Genomic DNA, 23,221 nt, shown 5'->3' with positions numbered 1-23,221 from the left:
GCTTAGCGGTCCACGTCAGCCATAACGAAGTCGATACTGCCCAGGTACGCAATGAGGTCGGCGACCATGCTGCCTTTGATCACCGAAGGGATCTGCTGCAGGTGCGGGTAGCTCGGGGTACGGATCCGGGTGCGGTAGCTCATGGTGCCGCCATCGCTCGTCAGGTAGTAACTGTTGATGCCCTTGGTCGCCTCGATCATCTGGAACGACTCGTTGGCCGGCATCACCGGGCCCCACGAGACTTGCAGGAAGTGCGTGATCAGGGTTTCGATGTGCTGCAGGGTGCGCTCTTTCGGCGGGGGCGTGGTCAGCGGGTGATCCGCCTTGTACGGACCTTCCGGCATGTTGCGCAGGCACTGGTCGATGATGCGGATACTCTGGCGCATCTCCTCGACACGGACCATGCAGCGATCGTAGGCATCGCCGTTGTGGGCCAGCGGTACTTCGAACTCGAAGTTCTCGTAGCCGGAGTAAGGGCGGGCTTTGCGCAGGTCGAAGTCGCAACCGGTGGCGCGCAGGCCGGCACCGGTGGTGCCCCAGGCCAGTGCTTCCTTGGTGTTGTATGCAGCGACGCCGATGGTACGGCCCTTGAGGATGCTGTTCTGCAAGGCCGCTTTGGTGTACTCGTCGAGGCGCTTGGGCAGCCATTCGACGAAGTCTTTCACCAGTTTGTCCCAGCCGCGCGGCAGGTCGTGGGCGACGCCACCGATGCGGTACCAGGCCGGGTGCAGGCGGAAACCGGTGATCGCCTCGATCACGGTGTAGGCCCGCTGGCGGTCGGTGAAGGTGAAGAACACCGGGGTCATGGCACCCACGTCCTGAATATAGGTGCCCAGGAACAGCAGGTGGCTGGTGATGCGGAAGAACTCGGCGAGCATGATGCGGATCACGTCGACCTTCTGCGGCACCTGGATGCCGGCCAGCTTCTCCACCGCGAGCACGTACGGCAGGTTGTTCATCACCCCGCCGAGGTAGTCGATACGGTCGGTGTAGGGGATGAAGCTGTGCCAGGACTGGCGCTCGGCCATTTTCTCGGCGCCACGGTGGTGGTAGCCGATGTCCGGTACGCAGTCGACGATCTCTTCACCGTCCAGCTGCAGCACGATACGGAATGCACCGTGCGCCGAAGGGTGGTTGGGGCCGAGGTTGAGGAACATGTAGTCCTCGTTGGCGCCCTGACGCTTCATGCCCCAGGCTTCGGGGTTGAAGCGCGCCGATTCCTCTTCGAGCTGCTGCTTGGCCAGGGTCAGGCTGTACGGGTCGAACTCGGTGGCACGGGCCGGGTAGTCCTTGCGCAGCGGGTGGCCTTCCCAGGTGGGGGGCATCATGATGCGGCTGAGGTGCGGGTGGCCGGCAAAGTCGATGCCAAACATGTCCCAGACTTCGCGCTCGTACCAGTTGGCGTTCGGCCAGATGCTGGTCACCGATGGCAGGTTGAGGTCGCCTTCGCTGAGCGACACCTTGATCATCACGTCGCTGTTACGCTCGATCGACAGCAGGTGGTAGAACACGCTGAAGTCGGCGGCTGGCAGGCCGCGGCGCTGGGTACGCAGGCGTTCGTCGACGCCGTGCAGGTCATACAGCATGCTGTACGGCTTGGCCACGCCACGCAGGAAGCTCAACACTTCCTTGAGTTGGGCGCGCTTTACCCACAGCACGGGCATGCCGGTGCGGGTTTCCTGGGCGACGAATGCTTCGGCGCCAAAACGGTTGTGGAGTTCGACGACCACATCCTGGTCGTCAGCCTTGTAGGGCGGAATGAAAATAGCGTTGTCCGCTGTCATGGTCTCGGTCGCTTTGGGTCAACGTTAAGAATGAAGCCAGGCCGCCGGCTCCATGGGGAGCGGGCGGCAGGTCGCTGGATCAGACTTCGTCGGGGCTGCGCAGGTTGGTTACGGCAATGCGCTGCTCGCGACGCAAGTCTTTCTGGGCTGGCATCTCGGCACGGTAAATACCTTGATCACCAACAACCCAGGAAAGCGGGCGTCGTTCTTGGCCGATCGACTCCTGCAGCAGCATCAAGCCTTGCAGGAAAGCCTCAGGGCGTGGCGGGCAGCCAGGCACATAGACGTCCACGGGGAGGAACTTGTCGACCCCCTGAACGACCGAGTAGATGTCGTACATGCCACCGGAATTGGCGCACGACCCCATGGAGATCACCCACTTGGGCTCGAGCATCTGCTCGTACAGGCGCTGGATGATCGGCGCCATTTTCACGAAGCAGGTACCGGCGATGACCATGAAGTCGGCCTGACGCGGCGAGGCCCGAATGACTTCGGCGCCGAAGCGGGCGATGTCGTGGGGGGCCGTGAAGGCCGTGGTCATTTCCACGTAGCAGCAGGACAGGCCGAAGTTGTACGGCCACAGTGAGTTCTTGCGACCCCAGTTGACCGCGCCACGCAGCACATCTTCGAGCTTGCCCATGAAGATGTTCTTGTGGACCTGGTCCTCCAGCAGTTGATCGGTGACGGTTTCCCGTTCACCGACCGGGTACTGCTCGTTAGGCGCATCCGGATCGATTCTGGTTAGATTGTATTGCATGCCAAAGCCTCATTGTTTCAGCTTCGCTTGCCGCTTGCGGCGACCTTCGGGAGCCCAATCAAGTGCCCCGACGCGCCATAGGTAGACAAGACCTGCCAACAGAATTGCTATGAAAACGAGTGCTTCGACGAACCCGGTCCAGCCGCTTTCGCGGACGGACACAGACCATGCAAAGAGAAAGAGGGCTTCGATATCGAAGATCACGAACAGCATCGCGACCAGATAGAATTTGGCAGACAGGCGCAGGCGGGCGCTGCCGACGGGCAGCATGCCGGATTCGAAGGGTTCGTTCTTGGCGCGGCCCCATGCCTTGCTACCGAGCAGGCTGGACAGGCCGAGCATGAAGGCGCACAGGCCGACGACACCCAGGAGGAAGATGGCAAAGCCCCAGTTGTGGGCGATGAGTCCTGCCGAATCGGACATGCTAGAAATCCTTATACAGAGACCCAGCTCTGCAGTCTGAAATAAGTGTAGAGCGGCGACCTGGTGTCGCACATGCAGTGACCAAATGTCGCAGCTGAATCAATCGCGCTGATTTTATGGGTAAACCTGGTGCAAGTAAAATTTCTGTAGCAAATTTATCCGTAGGATTTAGTACAACAGCAGCGTGTAAATGGCTGAAAGCCTTGAAATTCGGGCATTGGGTGAGCTTTTGTTAATTATGTTTCTTGCGAGTGGTAACGAATTACTAGTTTCGGAATGATAATTGATATCATTTGGCCTGATGCCATTTAATTCGGCTGCTCTGAGCCTTGTAAAGTTCATCTGGCGAGTCGCCTCACTTGTAAATGCGAAAGGGCCGTGTTCTAGCAGCTTTGCGCAGCGGTTGCACCGCTCTGGGTCAATACTTTAGTGGTTGGGTCATGACTGGCTGATGAAGCGGCCGGCCAACGCTGCCGTGGGTGCGGTGCTGCCACAAGCATAGACGTGATTGTGGGGTTTGTTGGGCTGGCGTGGGTCGCGTGAGGGCGGCCATTTGCATGGCGAAAGGAATGCAGCGCCTGTGAGATCGAGCGCCGCCCGCGCGGCGCTTCGCGGCTAAAGCCGCTCCTACGTTTGTTTCCGGCCAGTCCATCCTGTGCCAGGCGCGCGCGACCGCCTTGTTTGTACGTCGCGATATCGAGGCGTGCGCCAAAGCGTTCGCGCGCAAATCCCACAGGCATAACTGGCCCGAAACAAGCGTAATCGATGGACTCGCCCCCGCCGAGGCATCACAGTGCCACGGTGGCGTTCGAAGAAGCCAACGGCAGCGAGGGCGAGACCATGAAAAAGCATAGTTCCAAGCAAGCTTCTCTGTCTTCCACTGATGTGGAATCTTGCACCACCATTGCGATCGACCTGGCCAAACAGGTCTTTCAATTGGCAGGTGAGGATGCTACTGGCAGGGTTATCTACGAAGATCGCATTAAATCGCGGCAAGCTTTCCACGATTTCCTGATCAGATTGCCCTCCACAATGGCCGTCTTGATGGAGTGCGGCCCTGGTGCACAAGCCTGGGCAAGGCTGTTGCAGACCCAAGGTAACCCAGTGCGTATTCTTCCTGCGCAGCGCGTTGCCGAACACCGCAGCGGTGCAAAGAACGACCGCAACGACACCCATGCCATTTTGCGTGCCGGCCGAGATAGCAGCATCGCGGCGATACCCATCAAGAGCACCGCAGCATTGGCCATCCAGGCCCTGCACCGTGTTCGGCGCGGCAGCATCAAGCGGCATACAGCCTTGGGTAATCAGATGCGTGGCTTGCTGCTTGAGCACGGCGTATCCATGCCGCAGGGCGATGCAGCGATCATCAAGCATGTGCCGCGGTGCCTGGAGGATGCTTCTTTGCCTTTGCCAGACTTGTTGCGCGAGCTGCTCGATGAGCTGTTGGCTGACTGGCTGTCCCTGGGTGAGCGCATCGCCCGGTTGAGTAAGCGGCTGGAAGCGACAGCTCGCGAGGACAAGGTTGCGCAGAGACTGATCACCATTCGTGGCGTCGGCGCCATCACCGCCACCGCGATTGTCGCGAAGCAGACAGAGCCCAGCCGTTTCGCCAGTGGCCGAATGTATTCAGCCTTCTTCGGCATCGTGCCCGACCAGCACAGCAGCGGAAACAAGGTCAGATTGGGCAGGATGAGCAAACGAGGTGATGGCTACATACGCAGCCTGATGATTCAGGGCGCGCATGCTGTCTTGAGTCAGCTAAAGCCTGATTCCGATCAGCCAGACGATCGCCGCCTCTTACGCTGGCTGTCTCGCCTTGGACGCAAGGAGGCGGCGATCAGACTGGCTAATCGGAATCTGCGCATCATCTGGGCGCTATTGCAGAGCGATCAGGTTTATCAACGCAAACCGAACAGCAAGCCGGAGGCGGCTATGAGCCTCTGACCAACCGAGTAATGCCACCGGGGCGCTAAGCGCTCCAACCCCTGCTAGTGAACATCGACCCTTGGTAAGACCGTCGCAGATTGATGCCTCCGCTCCTACAGGCCTGTTAGTGGCCTCAATGTAAACGGCACTCTGCGAGCTCACCACGATGGTGGCCAGAAGCAAAAAGCTTCCTCGAATAGGCCTGATACATAGATGCAACCGGGTTCCTATGTTCAAAAGCAGCTAGACAGTGTGGGCGAGTCCATACATAGGAGCGGCTTTAGCCGCGAAGCGCCGCGCGGGCGGCGCTCGATCTGCGCAACACCGCAAAAACCAAGGCAGGCACCTCGCCGCCCTGATGCGGTCCTTGCTGGTTTGTTGCCTCAACATAGACCTGATTATGGGGTTTGTTGGGGCTGCCGTTGGGTCGCGTGAGGGCTGCCATTTGTATGGCGAAAGGAATGCAGCGCCTGTGAGACCGAGCGCCGCCCGCGCGGCGCATCGCCGGCAAGCCGGCTCCCACATCTGTTTCGGGCCAATGATGCCTGTGTGATTTGCGCGCGCCCCCTCTGGCGCATGGCTCGATACCGCGCCGTATGTACTAGGCGGTCGCATGCGCTGGCCCAGGATGGACTGGTCCGAAACAAATGGGGAGCCGGCAAGCTGAACTGGCATGCAGCACAGAAGCACCCTTGATAGGCGCGATTCGTCTGTAGGAGCGGCCTTGTGTCGCGAAAGGGCCGCAGAGCGGCCCCGGCAATTTTGCGGTGGCGCACAGATCCCGGGGGCGCTACGCACCCCTTTCGCGACACAAGGCCGCTCCTACAGGGTTCATCCGCGAAAGGGCCGGTACCGGCAAAAACGAAGGCCCGGCGCTTTTACAAGCGCCGGGCCTTCGTTCAACCGCAAGCCACTATCAGTGGAATTGCTCTTCTTCGGTCGAACCCGTCAGGGCAGTCACCGACGATGCCCCGCCCTGAATCACGGTGGTCATGTCGTCGAAGTAGCCAGTGCCCACTTCCTGCTGGTGCGCGACGAAGGTGTAACCCTTGCTGGCGTCAGCGAATTCCTGCTCTTGCAGCTTCACATAGGCGGTCATGTCGTTGCGGGCGTAGTCGTGCGCCAGGTTGAACATGCCGTGCCACATGTTGTGGATGCCGGCCAGGGTGATGAACTGGTGTTTGTAGCCCATGGCCGACAGTTCGCGCTGGAACTTGGCAATGGTGGCGTCGTCCAGGTTCTTCTTCCAGTTGAAGGAAGGCGAGCAGTTGTACGACAGGATCTGGTCCGGGTACTCCTTCTTGATCGCTTCGGCGAAGCGGCGGGCTTCGTCCAGGTCCGGTTTGGCAGTCTCGCACCAGATCAGGTCGGCATACGGCGCGTAGGCCAGGCCGCGGGCGATGGCCTGGTCGAGGCCGGCGCGCACTTTATAGAAGCCTTCACGGGTGCGCTCGCCAATCACGAATGGCTGGTCGTAAGGGTCGCAGTCGCTGGTCAGCAAATCGGCGGCGTTGGCGTCGGTGCGGGCCAGGATGATGGTCGGCACACCCGACACGTCAGCAGCCAGGCGCGCGGCCACCAGCTTCTGCACGGCTTCCTGGGTGGGGACCAGTACCTTGCCACCCATGTGGCCGCATTTTTTCACCGAGGCCAGCTGGTCTTCGAAGTGCACGCCGGCGGCGCCGGCCTCGATCATGTTCTTCATCAGCTCGTAGGCATTCAGCACGCCGCCGAAACCGGCTTCGGCGTCGGCCACGATCGGGGCGAAGTAGTCGATGTAGCCGTCGTCGCCTGGGTTCTTGCCCGCTTTCCACTGGATCTGGTCAGCGCGGCGGAACGCATTGTTGATGCGCTTGACCACGGTGGGTACCGAGTCGACCGGGTACAGCGACTGGTCCGGGTACATGGACTCGGCCGAGTTGTTGTCGGCGGCAACCTGCCAGCCGGACAGGTAGATAGCCTGGATGCCGGCTTTTACCTGCTGGACTGCCTGGCCGCCGGTCAGGGCGCCCATGCAGTTGACGAAGTCTTTCTCGGGGCGGAAGGACGGGTGGGCACCTTCGGTGACCAGCTTCCACAGTTTTTCTGCACCCTGGCGGGCAAAGGTGTGCTCGGGTTGCACGGAGCCACGCAGGCGAACGACATCAGCGGCGGTGTAGGTACGGGTCACGCCTTTCCAGCGCGGGTTCTCGGCCCAGTCTTTCTCGAGGGCTGCAATTTGCTGTTCGCGTGTCAGTGCCATGGAAATAAACCTCGTCGCATCGATCTTGAGTTAATTGTGCTGATGCTCGGAGCAGATCAGGTGCCTGGCGGCTGTCCTGTTCGCAGGCGTGCGGCGGCGAACGCGAAGGCTCGAAGGGGAAGGAGAGTGCAGGCCAGGCGAAGGGCGCCCCGGCAGGTCGGCTCGTGGATGCCTAACTGCGGTGCTACGCGATTGCCAGTACTGCGGTGATGCGCTTCCGTCCTCGGGACAACTTCTTCGTTGCAGTCGCAATCCCGTCGAACCGCCTTGTGGGCCGTATAGACACAAGGCGCCTCCGGGGGTGGGAGGAGCGCGCCTCGAAGGCCCTTGCCAGGGCCCCTGATTAGCGGGAGCGAGGCCATCATGCCCTTGGGAAAAACACCCTGTCAAATGTTTTGTAGTGGTTTTTTGTGCTTACTACATCTTTGGTCTAATACGACTTGTCAGTCAGTTTCAAGGCCTTTGGTCGAGGCCTTGAATTGCCTAGGATCAGTCCAGAACGTCGACTTTTACCCGCACAGTCATGTTTTCACCGCGCTGGGTGCTGTAACTGCGGTTGGCGGGGCTGCGCTCGGCTTGGCTCTGCTGGTTGTAGCCTGCCAGTGGGAGCCACTCGCCGAGCTTGCCCGTGATGGTTGTGTCGGTGCTTTGCACTTTCACTACATCTGCACGTTCGTTGCTGATGCGGTCATTATTGCTACTGATTTGCAGGCGAACCGTATCGCCACTCACGCTTGGGGTTACATAGAAACCCTGGGTCACGTTGCGGTATTCGGTGTTGCTCTGGATACGCCCGTAGCTGTCGGTGCTGGTGCTGGTAACCGGAATGCTCTGGCCCACCTGGATGAGCGCCGGCTGGCCTTCGCTGGCCTGTACTTGCTGCATGCCCCCGTCGCGGTTGCTGGTGCCGTAGCGAATGACCCGGCCGTTGCCCCGGTTGTCCTGGAAGTTGCTGTCGGTGTTGTCCACGCTGATCAGCAGGCGTTTGGGCAGGGTGTCGAGCTGTTGCAGCAGGGCGCGCAAGTCATCGATGCGTGCCGGGCTGGCGTTGACGATCAACTTGTTCTCGAAGGCGCTGACCGTGCCGTCTTTGGCGATGAATGCCTGTGCGGCAGGCAGCAGTTCGGCACTGCTGCGGTGCTGCAGCGGCAATACCTCGGTGGCGGCCTGGGCGGTGAGGCTGGCGGCCAGCAGCAGGGCGGCGCATAGGGGGCGTAGCGGCATGTCCATGATCTCCGCAGGTGGGGTTGCCATGATGGCAAAGGCGTCCTGCCTGTGCTGGATGCACATCAAAAAACTGCCTTTTATCCTGGCTTTATCCAGTAAACTATAAATTATAGTCAGCGAGATAATTGCAGATAATCGCCCTCCACAGGCCCTGCCAGGCAGCCTGAGAGCCCTTCGGCTACATTGCGCGGTGGCTGCTGTCAGACAAATTCCGTAACATCCCGCCTCAGAATTTTGCCCGCTCTAAAGGCCGTACAAGTGCCCCAGGCTGTTGTCCGGCTAATTACAGGATGCCCATGAAACCCGCCCGACTTCGCGCCGACCTGCTCGCCGGCCTGACCACTTCGTTCGCCTTGGTGCCCGAGTGCATCGCCTTTGCCCTGGTCGCCCACCTAAACCCGCTGATGGGCCTGTACGGGGCGTTCATCATTTGTACCTTGACCGCACTGTTCGGCGGTCGGCCGGGGATGATATCCGGGGCTGCCGGCTCTATGGCGGTGGTGATCGTGGCGCTGGTGGTGCAGCACGGCGCGCAGTACCTGCTGGCAACGGTGCTGCTGGGCGGGGTGGTGATGATTCTTTTCGGCCTGCTGCGCCTAGGCAAGCTGGTGCGCCTGGTGCCGTACCCGGTCATGCTGGGCTTCGTCAACGGCCTGGCCATTGTCATTGCCATGGCCCAGCTGGAGCATTTCAAAAACGGTGAGCACTGGCTAAGTGGTACGCCGCTGTACCTGATGATCGGCCTGGTGGCGCTGACCATGGCGGTGGTCTACCTATTGCCGAAGCTCACCCGCGCCGTACCGCCGGCATTGGTGGCGATTCTCGGCGTTGGCTTGCTGGTGTACCTGCTCGGCTTGCCCACCCGCACCTTGGGCGATATGGCGCACATCGCTGGCGGCCTGCCGGGGCTGGCGCTGCCGGATGTACCGTGGAACCTGGAAACCCTCAAGATCATCGCCCCCTACGCGGTGCTGATGGCCATGGTCGGCTTGCTGGAAACCCTGCTCACGCTGAACCTGACCGACGAAATCACCGAAAGCCGCGGCTACCCGGACCGCGAGTGCGTGGCATTGGGCGCCGCGAACATGGTGTCGGGCCTGTGCGGTGGCATGGGGGGTTGCGCGATGATCGGGCAAACGGTGATCAACCTCAGCTCCAATGGCCGTGGCCGGCTGTCGGGTGTGGTAGCCGGGGTGATGATTCTGCTGTTCGTGTTGTTCCTGTCGCCGTTGATCGAGCGTATTCCGTTGGCGGCGCTGGTTGGCGTGATGTTCGTGGTGGCCCAGCAGACGTTTGCCTGGGCGTCCTTGCGGGTGTTGCACAAGGTGCCGGTCAACGATGTACTGGCGATCATCGCGGTGACCGTGGTCACGGTGTTTACCGACCTGGCCATGGCAGTGCTGTTCGGCATCGTGATCGCGGCGCTGAACTTTGCCTGGCAGCATGCCCGGGAGTTGTACGCCGACAGCCATGAAGACGCCGATGGCAGCAAACGCTATCAAGTGCATGGCACGCTGTTCTTCGCCTCGACCACTTCATTTCTCGACCAGTTCGATGCCGCCAGCGACCCGGCCCAGGTCACGCTGGACTGCCAGCACTTGAGCTTTGTCGATTATTCGGCGGTTGCCGCACTGCAGACCTTGCGCGAGCGCTATGCTAAGGCGGGCAAGCACCTGCGCGTGGTGCATTTGTCGGAGCGGTGCAAGAAGCTGTTGAAGCGGGCAGGGGAGCAGCACTGAGAAAGGTTATTGTCTGTGCTGGCCTCTTCGCGGGCATGCCCGCTCCCACAGCAATGGCGCAGGAGCTGTCCCTGTGGGGGCGGGCGTGCCCGCGAAGAGGCTGGCACAGGGGAATGAATCACTCCCCACGGTTCTTCTTGACGATGCCATCGGCAATGCTGGCTGGAGCCTCGGCATAGCGGGTGAACTCCATCGAGAAGCTGGCCCGGCCCTGGGTCATCGAGCGCATCGAAGTGGCGTAGCCGAACATTTCGCCCAACGGCACCTCGGCGCGGATCACCTTGCCCGCCGGGGTTTCGTCGCCGTCCTGGATCATGCCCCGGCGCCGGCTCAGGTCGCCCAGGATATCGCCCTGGTATTCCTCGGGGGTGACCACTTCCACCTTCATCACCGGCTCCAGCAGTACCGCGCCGCCTTTTTGCGACAGCTGCTTGGTGGCCATCGACGCTGCGATCTTGTAGGCCATCTCGTTGGAGTCCACATCGTGGTACGAGCCGTCATACACCGCTGCCTTCAGGTTGATCAGCGGGTAGCCGGCCAGCACGCCGTTCTTCATCTGTTCTTCGATACCCTTCTGGATCGCCGGGATGTATTCGCGGGGCACCACGCCGCCGACGATCTCGTTGACGAATTCCAGGCCTTCCTTGCCTTCGTCACCGGGGGCGAAGCGGATCCAGCAATGCCCGTACTGGCCGCGGCCGCCGGACTGGCGGACGAAGCGGCCCTCGATCTCGCAGGTATTGCGGATTTTCTCGCGGTAGGCCACCTGCGGTTTGCCGATATTGGCCTCGACGTTGAATTCACGGCGCATGCGGTCGACGATGATGTCCAGGTGCAACTCGCCCATGCCGGAGATGATCGTCTGGCCGGTTTCTTCGTCGGTGCGCACCCGGAATGACGGGTCTTCCTGGGCCAGCTTGCCCAGGGCGATGCCCATTTTTTCCTGGTCGGCCTTGGTTTTCGGTTCCACGGCTACGGAGATCACCGGGTCGGGGAAGTCCATGCGCTCAAGGATGATCGGCTTGTCCATGTCGCACAGGGTGTCGCCGGTGGTCACGTCCTTCATGCCAATCAGCGCAGCGATGTCACCGGCGCATACGTCCTTGATCTCCGCGCGCTGGTTGGCGTGCATCTGCACCATGCGGCCGATGCGCTCTTTCTTGCCTTTGACCGAGTTGAGCACGGCATTGCCGGAGCTGAGCACCCCGGAGTACACCCGGGCGAAGGTCAGGGTGCCGACGAACGGGTCGGTGGCGATCTTGAAGGCCAGGGCCGAGAACGGCTCCTTGTCGTCGGCGTGGCGTTCCAGGTGCTTGTTTTCGTCGTCGGGGTCGGTGCCCTTGATTGCCGGGATTTCCGACGGGGCAGGCAGGTAATCGATCACCGCATCGAGCATCAGCGGCACGCCCTTGTTCTTGAACGAGGAGCCGAGGATGGTGGGTACGATTTCGTTGTTCAGGGTGCGTTTGCGCAGGCCGGCCTTGATTTCGTCGATGCTCAGCGCTTCGCCTTCAACAAACTTCTCAGTCAGTTCGTCATCGGCCTCAGCCGCGGCTTCCACCATCTTCGCGCGCCATTCATCGGCCAGCACCTTGAGCTCGGCAGGTATCTCTTCTTCGCGATAACTGGTGCCGTTATCGGCATCGTTCCAGTAGATAGCTTTCATCTTGACCAAGTCGATCTGGCCGATGAAATGCTCTTCACTGCCAATCGCCAGCTGGATTGGCACCGGGTGGTGGCCCAGGCGCTGGTCGATCTGTTTGACCACCCGCAGGAAGTCGGCGCCTTGGCGATCCATCTTGTTGATGTAGGCCAGGCGCGGCACATGGTACTTGTTGGCCTGGCGCCAGACCGTCTCGGACTGGGGCTCGACGCCGTCGGCGCCGCTGAAGACCACAACGGCACCATCAAGTACGCGCAGCGAGCGTTCCACCTCGATGGTGAAGTCGACGTGGCCGGGGGTGTCGATGATGTTGAACCGGTACTTGTCGGCGAACTGCTTGGTCGAGCCTTGCCAGAAGGCCGTGGTCGCCGCCGAGGTGATGGTGATGCCGCGCTCTTGCTCCTGCGCCATCCAGTCCATGGTCGCGGCGCCATCGTGCACCTCGCCCATCTTGTGGTTGACCCCGGTGTAGAACAGGATTCGCTCGGTGGTCGTGGTCTTGCCGGCGTCGACGTGGGCGACGATGCCGATGTTGCGGTACAGCTCGATGGGCGTTGTGCGGGCCATGGCGGACTACCTGCGGCTGGGCGGATTCCACCACGTTAGCAGACCCGTGGAATCCTGCCGTGCCGCCGGGCTGTCAGTCGGCCTGGGCCTGCAGCAGCCACTGGCCATCCACTTCGCGAGCCAGGCCACACGCCGGTAGCAGGGCCAGCAAGCGTGGGTGCAGGCCGGCTTCGGTGAAGGTCTTGAGCGTGGCCAGGTCCAGCGCGCCGATCAGGTTCAGGTCAGCCTTGGTATAGGACAGCCAGGCTTTCTTCAGCACCTGGGCCACATCGCTGCCGGCGGTGCTGGCGAAACGGCGGTGCCACGGGCGGCCGTCGAAGGTGAAGGTGTGCGCGGGGCTATAGGTGCTGGGGTCGGCACCTTCGACGCAGCGGTGGCAGCGGCACGGGCCCTCGCCGAAAGCGTTGCGCAGGTAGCTGTTGAAGTCCACCACCGGCTTGAGGGACAGACGTTTGTCGACATCGAACAGGTCGGCGATCAGGGGTTCTTCGGCGCTCACTCGGGATCCTCGTGTGGTGTGGCGTGCATCGGCGGGCACCCTAACAGATCGGGGCGGCCAGATCACCTGTTGCAGGGCTGGCCGCTTCGCGGGTGAACCCGCTCCCACAGGGGCTGCAGCGTATTCAAGGGTTGTATACCTGTGGGCGCTGACTTGCCAGCGATGAGGCCAGTAGAGACAACAGGCAACGCCTGCCGTACTCTACGCGCCCGTACGCCCACCCACCCATTGAGGTAACCCCGCTTGAGCACCCAGTACCCGTACATCGCCACCGTCACCATCAGCGCCGAGGACCGTGGGGGCGATACCGAGGCCTCGGAGAACCCCAATATGCGCGTTGGCCTGGAGGCGGTGACCGAAAACCTGAAAAAGGTGCATTTCGTCGGTACGCTCGCGGCGCCTGAAAAGAATGCCACGCACATTTGCGTCACCCTGGAGAACGGCCTGACCTACTACGGCCCGATCGTCAATGGCCATGCCGAACTCGAAGGCGGCTGGATCGCGTTCGAGTCCGACATGCTCACCCCGGCAGAACTGGGCCTGTAACGCTCAGTTCAACTCCGCCAGGCACTGCTCGAGGATATCCAGCCCTTCTTCGAGCACCTCGGCCTCGATGGTCAGCGGTGCCAGCAGGCGAATGATGTGCCGCGCCTTGCCGCTGGGCATCAGCAGCAGGCCTTTGGCGCGCGCCGCGCCCAGCACCTTGGCCAGTTGCGCCGGGGCCGGGCTGCCGTCTGCATTGACGAATTCAATCCCGCGCATGGCGCCCACGCCGGTCAGGCGCCCGATGAACGGGTACCGGCCCGAGGCCGTCCAACGCTGGTGGCGGCTGACGATGGCCTGCTCCTGGCGCTCACCCCAGGTAGCCACGTTCTCGTCGGTCATCTGCGCCAGGCTGGCCAGTGCTGCCGCACAGGCAATGGGGTTGCCCGAGTAGGTGCCGCCGAGGCCGCCCTTGGGTAATGACCCCATCAGGTCCTTGCGCCCGACCACCGCACCCAAGGGCATGCCCCCGGCAATGCTCTTGGCCAGCAACAGCAGGTCGGGCTCGAGCCCCAGGCGCGGGAAGGCGAAGCGCTGGCCGGTGCGGCCAAAGCCTGACTGGATCTCGTCGATGATGATCAGGATGCCGTGCTGGTCGCAGAAGCGGCGCAGGGCTTGGGCGAAGGCAGGGTCGAGGGCCAGGAAACCACCTTCTCCCTGCACCGGCTCAAAAATGAACGCCGCCACGTCTTCCACGGCCAGCTCGACGCTGAACAGGCGGTCCATGGCTTTGAGTGCCTGTTCGCAGGTGACCCCGGTGTCGACGCTGGGGTAGGGCAGGTGGTAGACGGGCCCGGGAAGTTCGCCCACCCGTTGCTTGTACGGGGCGACCTTGCCGTTGAGGTTCAGGGTAGCCAGGGTGCGGCCGTGGAAGCCCCCGTCGAAGGCGACGATGGCCCGTTTACCGGTGGCGCCACGGGCCACTTTCAGGGCGTTTTCCGCGGCTTCCGCGCCGCTGTTGGTGAGCATGCCGGCCAGCGGGTAGCTGACCGGTACGAACTGGCTCAGTTGCTCCATCAGCGCCAGGTACGGACCATGGGGGGCGGCGTTGAAGGCATAGTGAGTGAGGCGGGTGGCCTGGGCCTGGATGGCCTCGACCACGGCCGGGTTGCAGTGGCCCAGGTTGAGCACGCCGATACCGCCGACAAAGTCGATGTAACGTTTGCCGTCAGTGTCCCAGACTTCGGCATTGCGACCATGGGAAAGTGTGATTGGGTGAACGATGGCAATTGATTGGCTGATACTTTCCTGGTTCATGGTGCACGCGGACCTTGTTCGAGTTTCTTATTATCCAAACGTGTTCGCAGGTTATTCCGCAAACGAATTATTCGATTGCGGTCATTCCATGGATTCGTGATCTGGCCGATACTTCGCCATTCAAATCAATCCCCCTCAGCTACCCGCTCCCGTATCCACTGCACAAAAGCCCTTATCTTGGGCACTTCGGCGGCATGTTCGGCATGGGCGATGAAGTGCCGGCCATTGCTTGGCACCGGGTGGTCCCAGGCCACCACCAGCTTGCCTTCGCTCAATTCCTCGGCCACCAGGTAGCGTGGGATCAGGGCGATGCCACAACCGGCGATGGCCGCGCGGATGCACAGGTAGAAGGTGTCGAAACGCGGCCCGTGGTAGCTGTTCTGGCTGTGCAAGCCCAGCCCCAGGAACCACTCATGCCAAGCTTCGGGCCGCGACACGCACTGCAACAAGCGGTGCTCGGTCAGTGCCTGGGCACTGTCGAAAGGGTGGCTGGCCAGTAGCTGCGGGCTGCACACCGGCACGACCTCTTCACTGAACAATTCGATGCAGGTTGCCCCGGGCCAGGTGCCCTGGCCGAAGAAAAAGGCGATGTCGGCCTTGGCCTGGACCAGGTCGAACGGCTCCAGCTCGTTGCGTATGTCCAGGTGAATACGCGGGTAGCGGTCGCCGAAGCCCTTGAGCCTGGGCACCAGCCAGCGCGCGCCGAAGGTGGGCTGGGTAGCGATGCGCAGCACTTCGGTTTCGTCGCCATAGCTGAGGATGTAGCGGCTGGAAATATCGATCTGGGTGAGGATCTTGTTCACTTCGGTGAGGTACAGGGCGCCGGCCGGGGTCAGGTGCAGGCGCCGGCGAATACGCTGGAACAGCGAGTGCGAGAGCATGTCTTCAAGCTGCGCCACCTGCTTGCTGACTGCGCTCTGGGTCAGGTGCAGCTCTTGCGCCGCACGGGTGAAGCTGAGGTGGCGGGCGGCCGCTTCGAAACACTGAAGGGCGGTGGTCGAGGGCATCAGGCGTTTGGACATGACGGGCGAATACCGAGCAAAAAAGTGAGGAGTTCATTCCAAAACGGAATCATGTGTTTCGAAAAGGTCGTTTGTTGACCCCGGCCTATAGATTAATACTGACCTGGATCAACAATGACAACCGGTCATGTAAAGAGGAGGTCGTTAACCCGCTTTTGGTCTTTGCAAAACAACAACAACGCGCATCAGAAATTTAAAAGAATTCTGCTCCGACCTTCAGCCGCCATGCCGCGGCCGACCCATTCGAGGGTTCTTCATGGCTTCTCACGACAACAAGAAACAGCGCTCCTTGCAGCACGGCCTGACCTCGCGCCAGGTGTCCATGATTTCCATCGCCGGCATCATCGGCGCCGGCCTGTTCATCGGCTCGTCCAATGCCATTGCCACCGCTGGCCCGGCGATCCTCATCTCCTACGCCATGACCGGCTTGCTGGTGCTGCTGGTCATGCGCATGCTGGGTGAAATGGCCATCGCCAACCCCAACAGCGGCTCGTTCTCGACCTATGCCAGCGAGGCCATCGGCCCGTGGGCTGGGTTTACCATCGGCTGGCTGTACTGGTGGTTCTGGGTGCTGATCATTCCGGTCGAAGCCATCGCCGGCGCCGACATCCTGCATGCCTACTTCCCAGGCGTGCCCTCGTGGCTGTTCGCCTTCCTGATCATGCTGGTGCTGGCGGGCACCAACCTGGTCAGCGTGAAGAACTTCGGTGCGTTCGAGTACTGGTTCGCCTTGGTCAAGGTGGTGGCGATCATTGCGTTCATCGTGGTCAGCGGGCTGGCGGTGTTCGGTTTCTGGCCGCTGGCCGAGGTGTCCGGGGTCAGCCGCCTGTGGGACCATGGCGGCTTCATGCCCAACGGCTTCGGCACCGTACTGGGTGGCGTGCTGATCACCATCTTCTCGTTCTTCGGTGCCGAAATCGTCACCATCGCCGCTGACGAAACCGCCAACCCGAAAGACAAGATCCGCCGTGCCACCAACCTGGTGGTCTACCGCATCGCCATCTTCTACCTGGCCTCGATCTTCCTGGTGGTGTCGCTGGTGGCCTGGAACGACCCGGCGTTGAAGGCGGTCGGTTCATTCCAGCGGGTGCTGGAGGTGTTGAACGTGCCGGGGGCCAAGCTGCTGGTCGACCTGGTGGTGCTGGTGGCAGTGACCAGCTGCATGAACTCGGGCCTGTACACAGCCTCGCGCATGCTCTATTCGCTGGGCGCGCGTGGCCAGGCGCTGAGCATGACCAAGCGCATTTCTGGCTCTGGGGTGCCGACCGTGGCCGTGCTGTTCTCCACCTTGGCAGGCTTCGCCGGTTGCCTGGTCAACTATGTATTCCCTGGCAAGGTGTTTGGCTTCCTGTTGTCTACCACCGGTGCCATCGCGTTGCTGGTGTACCTGGTGATCGCCGTGTCGCAGCTGCGCATGCGGGCGCGCGCCGAACGCGAAGGGCGCCCGCTGGAGCTGAAAATGTGGCTGTTCCCCTACCTTACCTGGCTGGTGATCGGCACCATTGTCATGGTGCTGGGCTACATGCTGTTCAGCGATGCCTACCGCTACGAAACACTGATGACCGCCGCGGTGACTGTGTTCATCCTGCTGGTGTCGCTGACCCAGCGGCGCGGCCGCGTGGTTGCGCAGGCCGCCTGATGTTTCTGCTTTAATGGGGGCGTTGCGCGCCCCCTTTTTCATCAGCACAGGAAGCGTATGAACGACCAGCCCCTTTCCCTCCAGGCCATGGCGGCACCAGACGGTACCTGCTACGGCTGCGGTTGCTCCCACCCCAGCGGGTTGCACCTGCAAAGCCATTGGCATGCCGATGGTATCCACCTGGTCTGCAGGCATGCCCCGGACAGCACCTTCAGCGGTTGGCCAGGCCTGGTCTACGGCGGCCTGCTGGCGATGTTGGTCGATTGCCATTCCAACTGGACCGCCATGGCCTACCACTACCGGCACGAAGGCCGCGCGCCGGGCAGCGTGCCGCGCATCGACTGCGTGACCGGCACTCTCAGCTTGACCTACCTGAAACCCACCCCGATGGGCATCGAATTGCTGCTCAAGGCCCGGGTAGAAGGTGAAGTAGGGCGCAAAAGCCGGGTGATCTGTGAAGTCTGGGCTGGCGATGTGCTGACCGTGACGGCGGACTCGGTGTTCGTCCGCGTCGATACCGAAAAACTCAAGCTCAAGGCCCACGGCCAGGGCTGACCAGCGTCGGTTTCAGGATGCGCCTGGTCGCTCGTACGCAACCCTTCGGCGGCATAAGTGCCATGCTTGCAGGATGCCGTCGGACCAGCGCACGCAGATGCGCGGCCGTCAGCGAGGAGGCCGCCGCCATCGCGCAACCGTGACGTTGCCGGCGTGCCGCAGCAGAACACGCTGGATACCTGCCATTACAAGAAAACAGGCAGGGTCCGTGATGCCGAGGTCCGCTGTATGCCTGATGAATTGCTCCAACTGCCCGTTATCCAGCGCATTCTGGCGCGCGACAAAGACACCCCGGGCGCCCTGTTGCCGATGCTGCATGCTATCCAGCATGACCTAGGCTACATCCCCGATGCCGCCGTTCCCGAACTGGCCCATGCCCTCAACCTCAGCCTGGCCGAGGTGCGTGGGGTAATCAGTTTCTATCATGATTTCCGCACTGCGCCGCCGGCACGCCATACCTTGCGCCTGTGCCGCGCCGAGTCGTGCCAGAGCCGTGGCGCCGAAGCACTCGCGGCGCAGCTGCGTGAACAGCTGGCACTCGACGACCATGGCACCAGCGCAGACGGCGCCATCAGCCTGCGCCCGGTGTACTGCCTGGGCGCCTGCGCCTGCTCCCCCGCGTTGGAACTCGACGGCCAGGTGCACGCACGGCTCACCCCCGAGCGCTTGCGCGCCTTGGTCAATGCCTGCCAGGAGGATGCAGCATGCTGACGCTGTTCATTGCCTGTGATTCGGTCGCCCGCGCCGTGGGCGCCGACCAGGTCGCCGAGGCCTTCCAGCGCGAAGCCGAGCGGCGCCAGTTGCCGCTGGAAATCCAGCGCACCAGCTCGCGTGGGCTGTACTGGCTGGAGCCGCTGGTCGAGTGCGACAGTGCGCAAGGCCGCCTCGGCTTTGGCCCGGTTACCGCACAAGACGTGCCGGCGCTGCTCGATGCCCTGGCCGGTGAGCCCGCCGAGCACCCGCTGGCGCTTGGGCCGGTCGAGGCCATCCCCTACCTCAAGACCCAGCAACGGCTGCTGTTTGCCCGCGCCGGCATTACCCGCCCGTTGTCGCTGGACGACTACCGGGCGCACGGCGGTTTCGCCGGCCTTGAAGCCGCGGTAGCGCTGGACGGCGCCGAAGTGGTCGCTGCCGTGCTGGACTCCGGCTTGCGCGGCCGCGGGGGGGCGGCCTTCCCGGCGGGTATCAAGTGGCGCACCGTGCGGGACGCTGGCGCAGGCCAGAAGTACGTGGTGTGCAATGCCGACGAGGGCGACTCCGGCACCTTTGCCGACCGCATGCTGATGGAGGGCGACCCGTTCCTGCTGATCGAAGGCATGATCATTGCCGGCCTCGCCGTGGGCGCCGACATGGGCTACATCTACGTGCGCTCGGAATACCCCGACGCCATCCGTGTGCTCGAGCAGGCGTTTGCCGTCGCCCGCGCGGCCGGTTACCTGGGGGCCAACGTGGCCGGTAGCGGCCGGGCCTTCGAGCTGCAGGTACGGGTGGGGGCCGGCGCCTACATCTGTGGTGAAGAAACCGCACTGCTCGAATCGATCGAGGGCAAGCGCGGCATCGTCCGCGCCAAGCCGCCACTGCCCGCGCTGCAAGGCCTGTTCGGCTTGCCGACATTGGTGCACAACGTGCTCACCCTGGCCTCGGTGCCGATCATCCTGGCCAAGGGCGCGGCGTTCTACCGAGACTTCGGCATGGGCCGCTCACTGGGGACCATGCCGTTCCAGCTGGCCGGCAATGTGCGCCACGGTGGCCTGGTGGAGCGGGCTTTTGGCCTGACCCTGCGCGAGCTGGTAGAGGGCTACGGGGGCGGCACGGCCAGTGGCCGGCCGCTGAAAGCTGCGCAGGTCGGGGGCCCGCTTGGCGCCTGGGTGCCGCCCAGCCACTTCGACACGCCGCTGGACTATGAAGCCTTCGCCGCCATGGGCGCGATGCTCGGCCATGGCGGTGTGGTGGTCGCCGACGACACCCTGAACATGGCCAGCATGGCGCGTTTTGCCTTGCAGTTCTGCGCCGAGGAGTCGTGCGGCAAGTGCACCCCGTGCCGCATCGGCTCGACACGGGGCATGGAGGTGGTCGACCGCTTGATCGCCAGCAGCGAGACGGGCGAGCGCCATGACCACGCCCTGTTGCTGCGCGACCTGTGCGACACCATGCAGTACGGTTCGCTGTGCGCCATGGGTGGCATGACCGCCTACCCGGTCGCCAGCGCCCTCAAGTACTTCCCCGCCGATTTCGGGCTGACCACCACGGAGGCCGCACAGTGATCAACTTCTTCGACCCGCAAACCGACCTGGGCACCCCGGCTCGCGACAGCGACGTGCAGGTCAGCCTGAGCATCGATGGCCGTGCCATCAGCGTGCCGGCCGGCACCTCGGTGATGCGCGCCGCGGCCATGCTCGGCACCAGCATCCCCAAACTGTGTGCCACCGACAGCCTTGAAGCCTTTGGCTCGTGCCGCATGTGCATGGTGGAAATCGAAGGCATGCGCGGCTACCCGGCGTCGTGCACCACGCCGGTCAGCGAAGGCATGGTGGTGCGCACCGAAACCCCGCGCCTGGCCGGCTTGCGCCGCAACGTGATGGAGCTGTATATCTCCGACCACCCGCTGGACTGCCTGACCTGTTCGGCCAACGGCAACTGCGAACTGCAAACCGTGGCTGGCCAGGTTGGCCTGCGCGAGGTGCGCTACGGCTACGAAGGCGCCAACCACCTGGCGGAGAAAAAGGACGTTTCCAACCCGTATTTCGACTATGAACCGAGCAAGTGCATTGTCTGCAGCCGCTGCGTGCGCGCCTGCGAGGACATCCAGGGCACCTTCGCCCTGACCATCACCGGGCGTGGTTTCGAGTCGCGGGTGGCGGCGGCCGGCGGGGACAATTTCCTGGCTTCGGAGTGCGTGTCGTGCGGCGCCTGTGTGCAGGCCTGCCCAACGGCGACCCTGACCGAAAAAAGCCTGGTGCAACTGGGCCAGCCCGAGCGTTCGGTGGTCACCACCTGTGCCTACTGCGGTGTGGGCTGCTCGTTCCGCGCAGAAATGAAAGGGGACCAGCTGGTGCGCATGGTCCCGGACAAGAACGGCGGCGCCAACCATGGCCACGCCTGTGTCAAAGGGCGTTTCGCCTGGGGCTACGCGACCCACCCGGACCGCATCACCAAACCGATGATCCGCAAGCGCCTGGAGGACCCGTGGCAAGAGGTCAGCTGGGACGAGGCGGTGAACTACGCCGCCAGCGAATTGCGCCGTATCCAGCTCAAGTATGGGCGTGACTCCATTGGCGGCATTACCTCCAGCCGCTGCACCAACGAAGAGGCGTACCTGGTGCAGAAGCTGGTGCGTACGGCGTTCGGCAACAACAACGTCGACACCTGTGCGCGGGTCTGCCATTCACCGACCGGTTATGGCCTGAAGCAGACCCTCGGCGAGTCGGCAGGTACGCAAAGCTTCGACTCGGTGATGCAGGCCGACGTGATACTGGTGATCGGTGCCAACCCTACCGACGCCCACCCGGTGTTCGGCTCGCAGCTAAAGCGCCGCCTGCGCCAGGGCGCGCGGCTGATCGTGATCGACCCACGGCGCATCGACCTGGTCGACGCGCCGCACGCCCGTGCCGAGCTGCACTTGCAACTGCGCCCTGGCACCAACGTGGCCATGCTCAACGCCTTGGCCCATGTGATCGTCACCGAGGGCCTGCTGGCCCAGGGCTTCATCGATGCCCGCTGCGAAACCGAAGACTTTGCCCGCTGGCGCGACTTCGTCAGCCGTGCCGAGAACGCCCCGCAAGTGCTTGGCCCGGTGTGTGGCGTAGCGCCAGAGCAGATCCGCGCCGCCGCCCGGCTGTACGCCACCGGCGGTAATGCGGCCATCTATTACGGCCTTGGGGTGACCGAGCACAGCCAGGGCAGCACCGCGGTGATGGCCATCGCCAACCTGGCCATGGCCACCGGCAACATCGGCCGTGAAGGGGTAGGGGTCAACCCACTGCGCGGCCAGAACAACGTGCAGGGTTCGTGCGACATGGGTTCGTTCCCCCATGAGTTGCCCGGTTACCGGCATATCTCCAACCAAGCGGTGCGTGAAGAGTTCGAGCAGGCCTGGGGCGTGACCTTGCAGCCCGACCCGGGCCTGCGTATTCCCAACATGTTCGAGGCAGCGCTGGACGGCAGCTTCAAGGCGCTGTACTGCCAGGGTGAAGACATTGCCCAAAGTGACCCCAACACCCAGCACGTCACGGCCGCCTTGCTCGCGATGGAGTGCGTGGTGGTACAGGACATCTTCCTCAACGAAACCGCCAAGTTCGCCCATGTGTTTTTGCCAGGCAGTTCGTTCCTGGAAAAAGACGGCACCTTCACCAACGCCGAGCGGCGTATTTCACGGGTGCGCAAGGTCATGGAACCGCTTGCCGGCAAGGCTGACTGGGAAGCTACCATCGCCCTGGCCGACGCCCTGGGCTACCCGATGCACTACCGCCACCCGTCCGAGATCATGGATGAAATCGCCCGCCTGACCCCGACCTTCCGCCGGGTCAGTTACGCCGAAATCGAACGCCATGGCAGCCTGCAATGGCCCTGCAACGAGGCGGCGCCGGATGGCACGCCAACCATGCACATCGACCAGTTCGTGCGGGGCAAGGGCCGCTTCATGCTTACCGGCTATGTGCCAACCGACGAAAAGGTCAACAGCCGCTACCCGTTGTTGCTGACCACCGGGCGCATCCTCAGCCAGTACAACGTCGGCGCGCAGACGCGGCGCACCGGCAACGTGGCCTGGCACGACGCCGACCGCCTGGAAATCCACCCTACCGATGCCGAAAGCCGGGGTATCCAGGATGGCGACTGGGTTGGCATTGGCAGCCGTGCCGGGCAGACGGTGCTGCGCGCCAAGGTCAGTGCGCGAGTGGCCGCGGGGGTGGTGTACACCACGTTCCACTTCCCCGAGTCGGGGGCCAACGTGATCACCACCGACAACTCCGACTGGGCCACCAACTGCCCCGAGTACAAGGTCACGGCGGTGGAGGTGGTCAAAGTGTTCCAGCCCTCGCAATGGCAGCAGCGCTATCAGGACTTCAGTGACGAACAGCGGCGCCTGCTGCAGGAGCGCCGCACAGCGGAGAAAGCCGAGGTACGCCAATGAGCAGCGCCAGCCTGGTCAAGATGGCTAACCAGATTGCCCATTATTTCGATAGCGAGCCTAACCGAGCGCTGGCCGTGCAGGGGGTACGCCAGCATCTGCAAAGCTTCTGGACGCCGGCCATGCGCAGGCAGCTGCTGGAGTGGATTGCAGCCAACGACGGGGAGGGGCTGGACCCGAAGGTGCGTGAAGCATTGGGCTGACGGGTACCTGCGCCCGTGTGCAGGCTCGCCCCCGTGGCGCGCCTGCA

General features: G+C 62.7%; 18 protein-coding genes. 9 read left to right on the top strand and 9 right to left on the bottom strand.

What is annotated here, in order from left to right; translation table 11 throughout:
* Positions 1 to 2 precede the first annotated feature (2 nt).
* From nuoC to GEV39_RS15440, 3 genes are all read right to left on the bottom strand, one after another.
* The gene (gene nuoC / locus GEV39_RS15450) at positions 3 to 1,784 is read right to left on the bottom strand and encodes an NADH-quinone oxidoreductase subunit C/D (protein WP_009686425.1); all 1,782 of its coding nucleotides are present in this window, start codon (positions 1,782 to 1,784) and stop codon (positions 3 to 5) included.
* Positions 1,785 to 1,863: 79 nt separating this feature from the next.
* Positions 1,864 to 2,541 (bottom strand): NuoB/complex I 20 kDa subunit family protein, encoded by a 678-nt coding sequence (locus tag GEV39_RS15445; RefSeq protein WP_003251429.1) that lies wholly within the window; start codon positions 2,539 to 2,541, stop codon positions 1,864 to 1,866.
* A 9-nt stretch (positions 2,542 to 2,550) separates the two neighbouring features.
* Entirely contained in the window at positions 2,551 to 2,964 is a 414-nt protein-coding gene (locus tag GEV39_RS15440; RefSeq protein WP_003251427.1) for an NADH-quinone oxidoreductase subunit A, read from the bottom strand.
* 885 nt (positions 2,965 to 3,849) lie between these two features.
* Here GEV39_RS15440 and GEV39_RS15435 point away from each other — a divergent pair.
* Entirely contained in the window at positions 3,850 to 4,908 is a 1,059-nt protein-coding gene (locus GEV39_RS15435) for an IS110 family RNA-guided transposase (protein ID WP_173891654.1), read from the top strand.
* Positions 4,909 to 5,806: 898 nt separating this feature from the next.
* Here the strand turns inward: GEV39_RS15435 and aceA are convergent.
* Together aceA and GEV39_RS15425 are read right to left on the bottom strand one after the other, a co-directional pair.
* Positions 5,807 to 7,132, bottom strand: a complete 1,326-nt coding sequence (gene aceA, locus GEV39_RS15430; protein WP_054913919.1) for an isocitrate lyase — start codon at positions 7,130 to 7,132, stop codon at positions 5,807 to 5,809.
* 489 nt (positions 7,133 to 7,621) lie between these two features.
* Complete coding sequence (locus GEV39_RS15425; protein ID WP_173890203.1) at positions 7,622 to 8,386, bottom strand: secretin N-terminal domain-containing protein; 765 nt, start codon at positions 8,384 to 8,386, stop codon at positions 7,622 to 7,624.
* Positions 8,387 to 8,655: 269 nt separating this feature from the next.
* Here GEV39_RS15425 and GEV39_RS15420 point away from each other — a divergent pair, with 269 nt between their 5' ends.
* A complete protein-coding gene (locus tag GEV39_RS15420) occupies positions 8,656 to 10,098 on the top strand; it encodes a SulP family inorganic anion transporter (protein ID WP_173890201.1) in 1,443 nt (480 codons plus the stop codon).
* Between the two features lie 118 nt (positions 10,099 to 10,216).
* On the opposite strand, the gene fusA is transcribed toward GEV39_RS15420, so the two are convergent.
* Positions 10,217 to 12,328 carry an elongation factor G gene (fusA, locus tag GEV39_RS15415; protein ID WP_173890199.1) on the bottom strand — a complete coding sequence of 704 codons (2,112 nt, stop codon included), beginning with the start codon at positions 12,326 to 12,328 and terminating at the stop codon, positions 10,217 to 10,219.
* Positions 12,329 to 12,401: 73 nt separating this feature from the next.
* Positions 12,402 to 12,827, bottom strand: a complete 426-nt coding sequence (locus GEV39_RS15410; protein ID WP_173890197.1) for a hypothetical protein — start codon at positions 12,825 to 12,827, stop codon at positions 12,402 to 12,404.
* A gap of 243 nt (positions 12,828 to 13,070) precedes the next feature.
* On the opposite strand from GEV39_RS15410, the gene GEV39_RS15405 reads away from it, so the two are divergent.
* Positions 13,071 to 13,373 (top strand): hypothetical protein, encoded by a 303-nt coding sequence (locus tag GEV39_RS15405; protein WP_173890196.1) that lies wholly within the window; start codon positions 13,071 to 13,073, stop codon positions 13,371 to 13,373.
* 3 nt (positions 13,374 to 13,376) lie between these two features.
* On the opposite strand, the gene GEV39_RS15400 is transcribed toward GEV39_RS15405, so the two are convergent.
* Positions 13,377 to 14,627 carry a 2-aminoadipate transaminase gene (locus GEV39_RS15400; protein WP_173890194.1) on the bottom strand — a complete coding sequence of 417 codons (1,251 nt, stop codon included), beginning with the start codon at positions 14,625 to 14,627 and terminating at the stop codon, positions 13,377 to 13,379.
* A gap of 125 nt (positions 14,628 to 14,752) precedes the next feature.
* Positions 14,753 to 15,649 (bottom strand): transcriptional regulator GcvA, encoded by an 897-nt coding sequence (gcvA, locus tag GEV39_RS15395; RefSeq protein WP_054914150.1) that lies wholly within the window; start codon positions 15,647 to 15,649, stop codon positions 14,753 to 14,755.
* 256 nt (positions 15,650 to 15,905) lie between these two features.
* On the opposite strand from gcvA, the gene GEV39_RS15390 reads away from it, so the two are divergent.
* From GEV39_RS15390 to GEV39_RS15365, 6 genes are all read left to right on the top strand, one after another.
* Positions 15,906 to 17,288 (top strand): amino acid permease, encoded by a 1,383-nt coding sequence (locus GEV39_RS15390; RefSeq protein WP_009684211.1) that lies wholly within the window; start codon positions 15,906 to 15,908, stop codon positions 17,286 to 17,288.
* 57 nt (positions 17,289 to 17,345) lie between these two features.
* Entirely contained in the window at positions 17,346 to 17,843 is a 498-nt protein-coding gene (locus GEV39_RS15385) for a PaaI family thioesterase (RefSeq protein ID WP_173890192.1), read from the top strand.
* Between the two features lie 228 nt (positions 17,844 to 18,071).
* Positions 18,072 to 18,554, top strand: coding sequence for a formate dehydrogenase subunit gamma (locus tag GEV39_RS15380; protein ID WP_173890190.1), 483 nt, complete (start codon positions 18,072 to 18,074; stop codon positions 18,552 to 18,554).
* Positions 18,548 to 20,107 (top strand): formate dehydrogenase beta subunit, encoded by a 1,560-nt coding sequence (locus GEV39_RS15375; RefSeq protein WP_173890188.1) that lies wholly within the window; start codon positions 18,548 to 18,550, stop codon positions 20,105 to 20,107. The genes GEV39_RS15380 and GEV39_RS15375 overlap by 7 nt, the downstream gene beginning before the upstream one ends.
* Positions 20,104 to 22,974 (top strand): formate dehydrogenase subunit alpha, encoded by a 2,871-nt coding sequence (gene fdhF / locus GEV39_RS15370; protein ID WP_173890186.1) that lies wholly within the window; start codon positions 20,104 to 20,106, stop codon positions 22,972 to 22,974. Before GEV39_RS15375 ends, fdhF begins: the two co-directional genes overlap by 4 nt.
* On the top strand, positions 22,971 to 23,174 hold the full coding sequence (locus tag GEV39_RS15365; RefSeq protein WP_009684206.1) for a formate dehydrogenase subunit delta: 204 nt from the start codon (positions 22,971 to 22,973) through the stop codon (positions 23,172 to 23,174). The genes fdhF and GEV39_RS15365 overlap by 4 nt, the downstream gene beginning before the upstream one ends.
* Positions 23,175 to 23,221: the final 47 nt, after the last annotated feature.

Source organism: Pseudomonas sp. NY5710, assembly GCF_013305665.1.
Taxonomy (GTDB): domain Bacteria; phylum Pseudomonadota; class Gammaproteobacteria; order Pseudomonadales; family Pseudomonadaceae; genus Aquipseudomonas; species Aquipseudomonas juntendi.
This window is presented reverse-complemented; position numbering and strand designations above follow the sequence as displayed.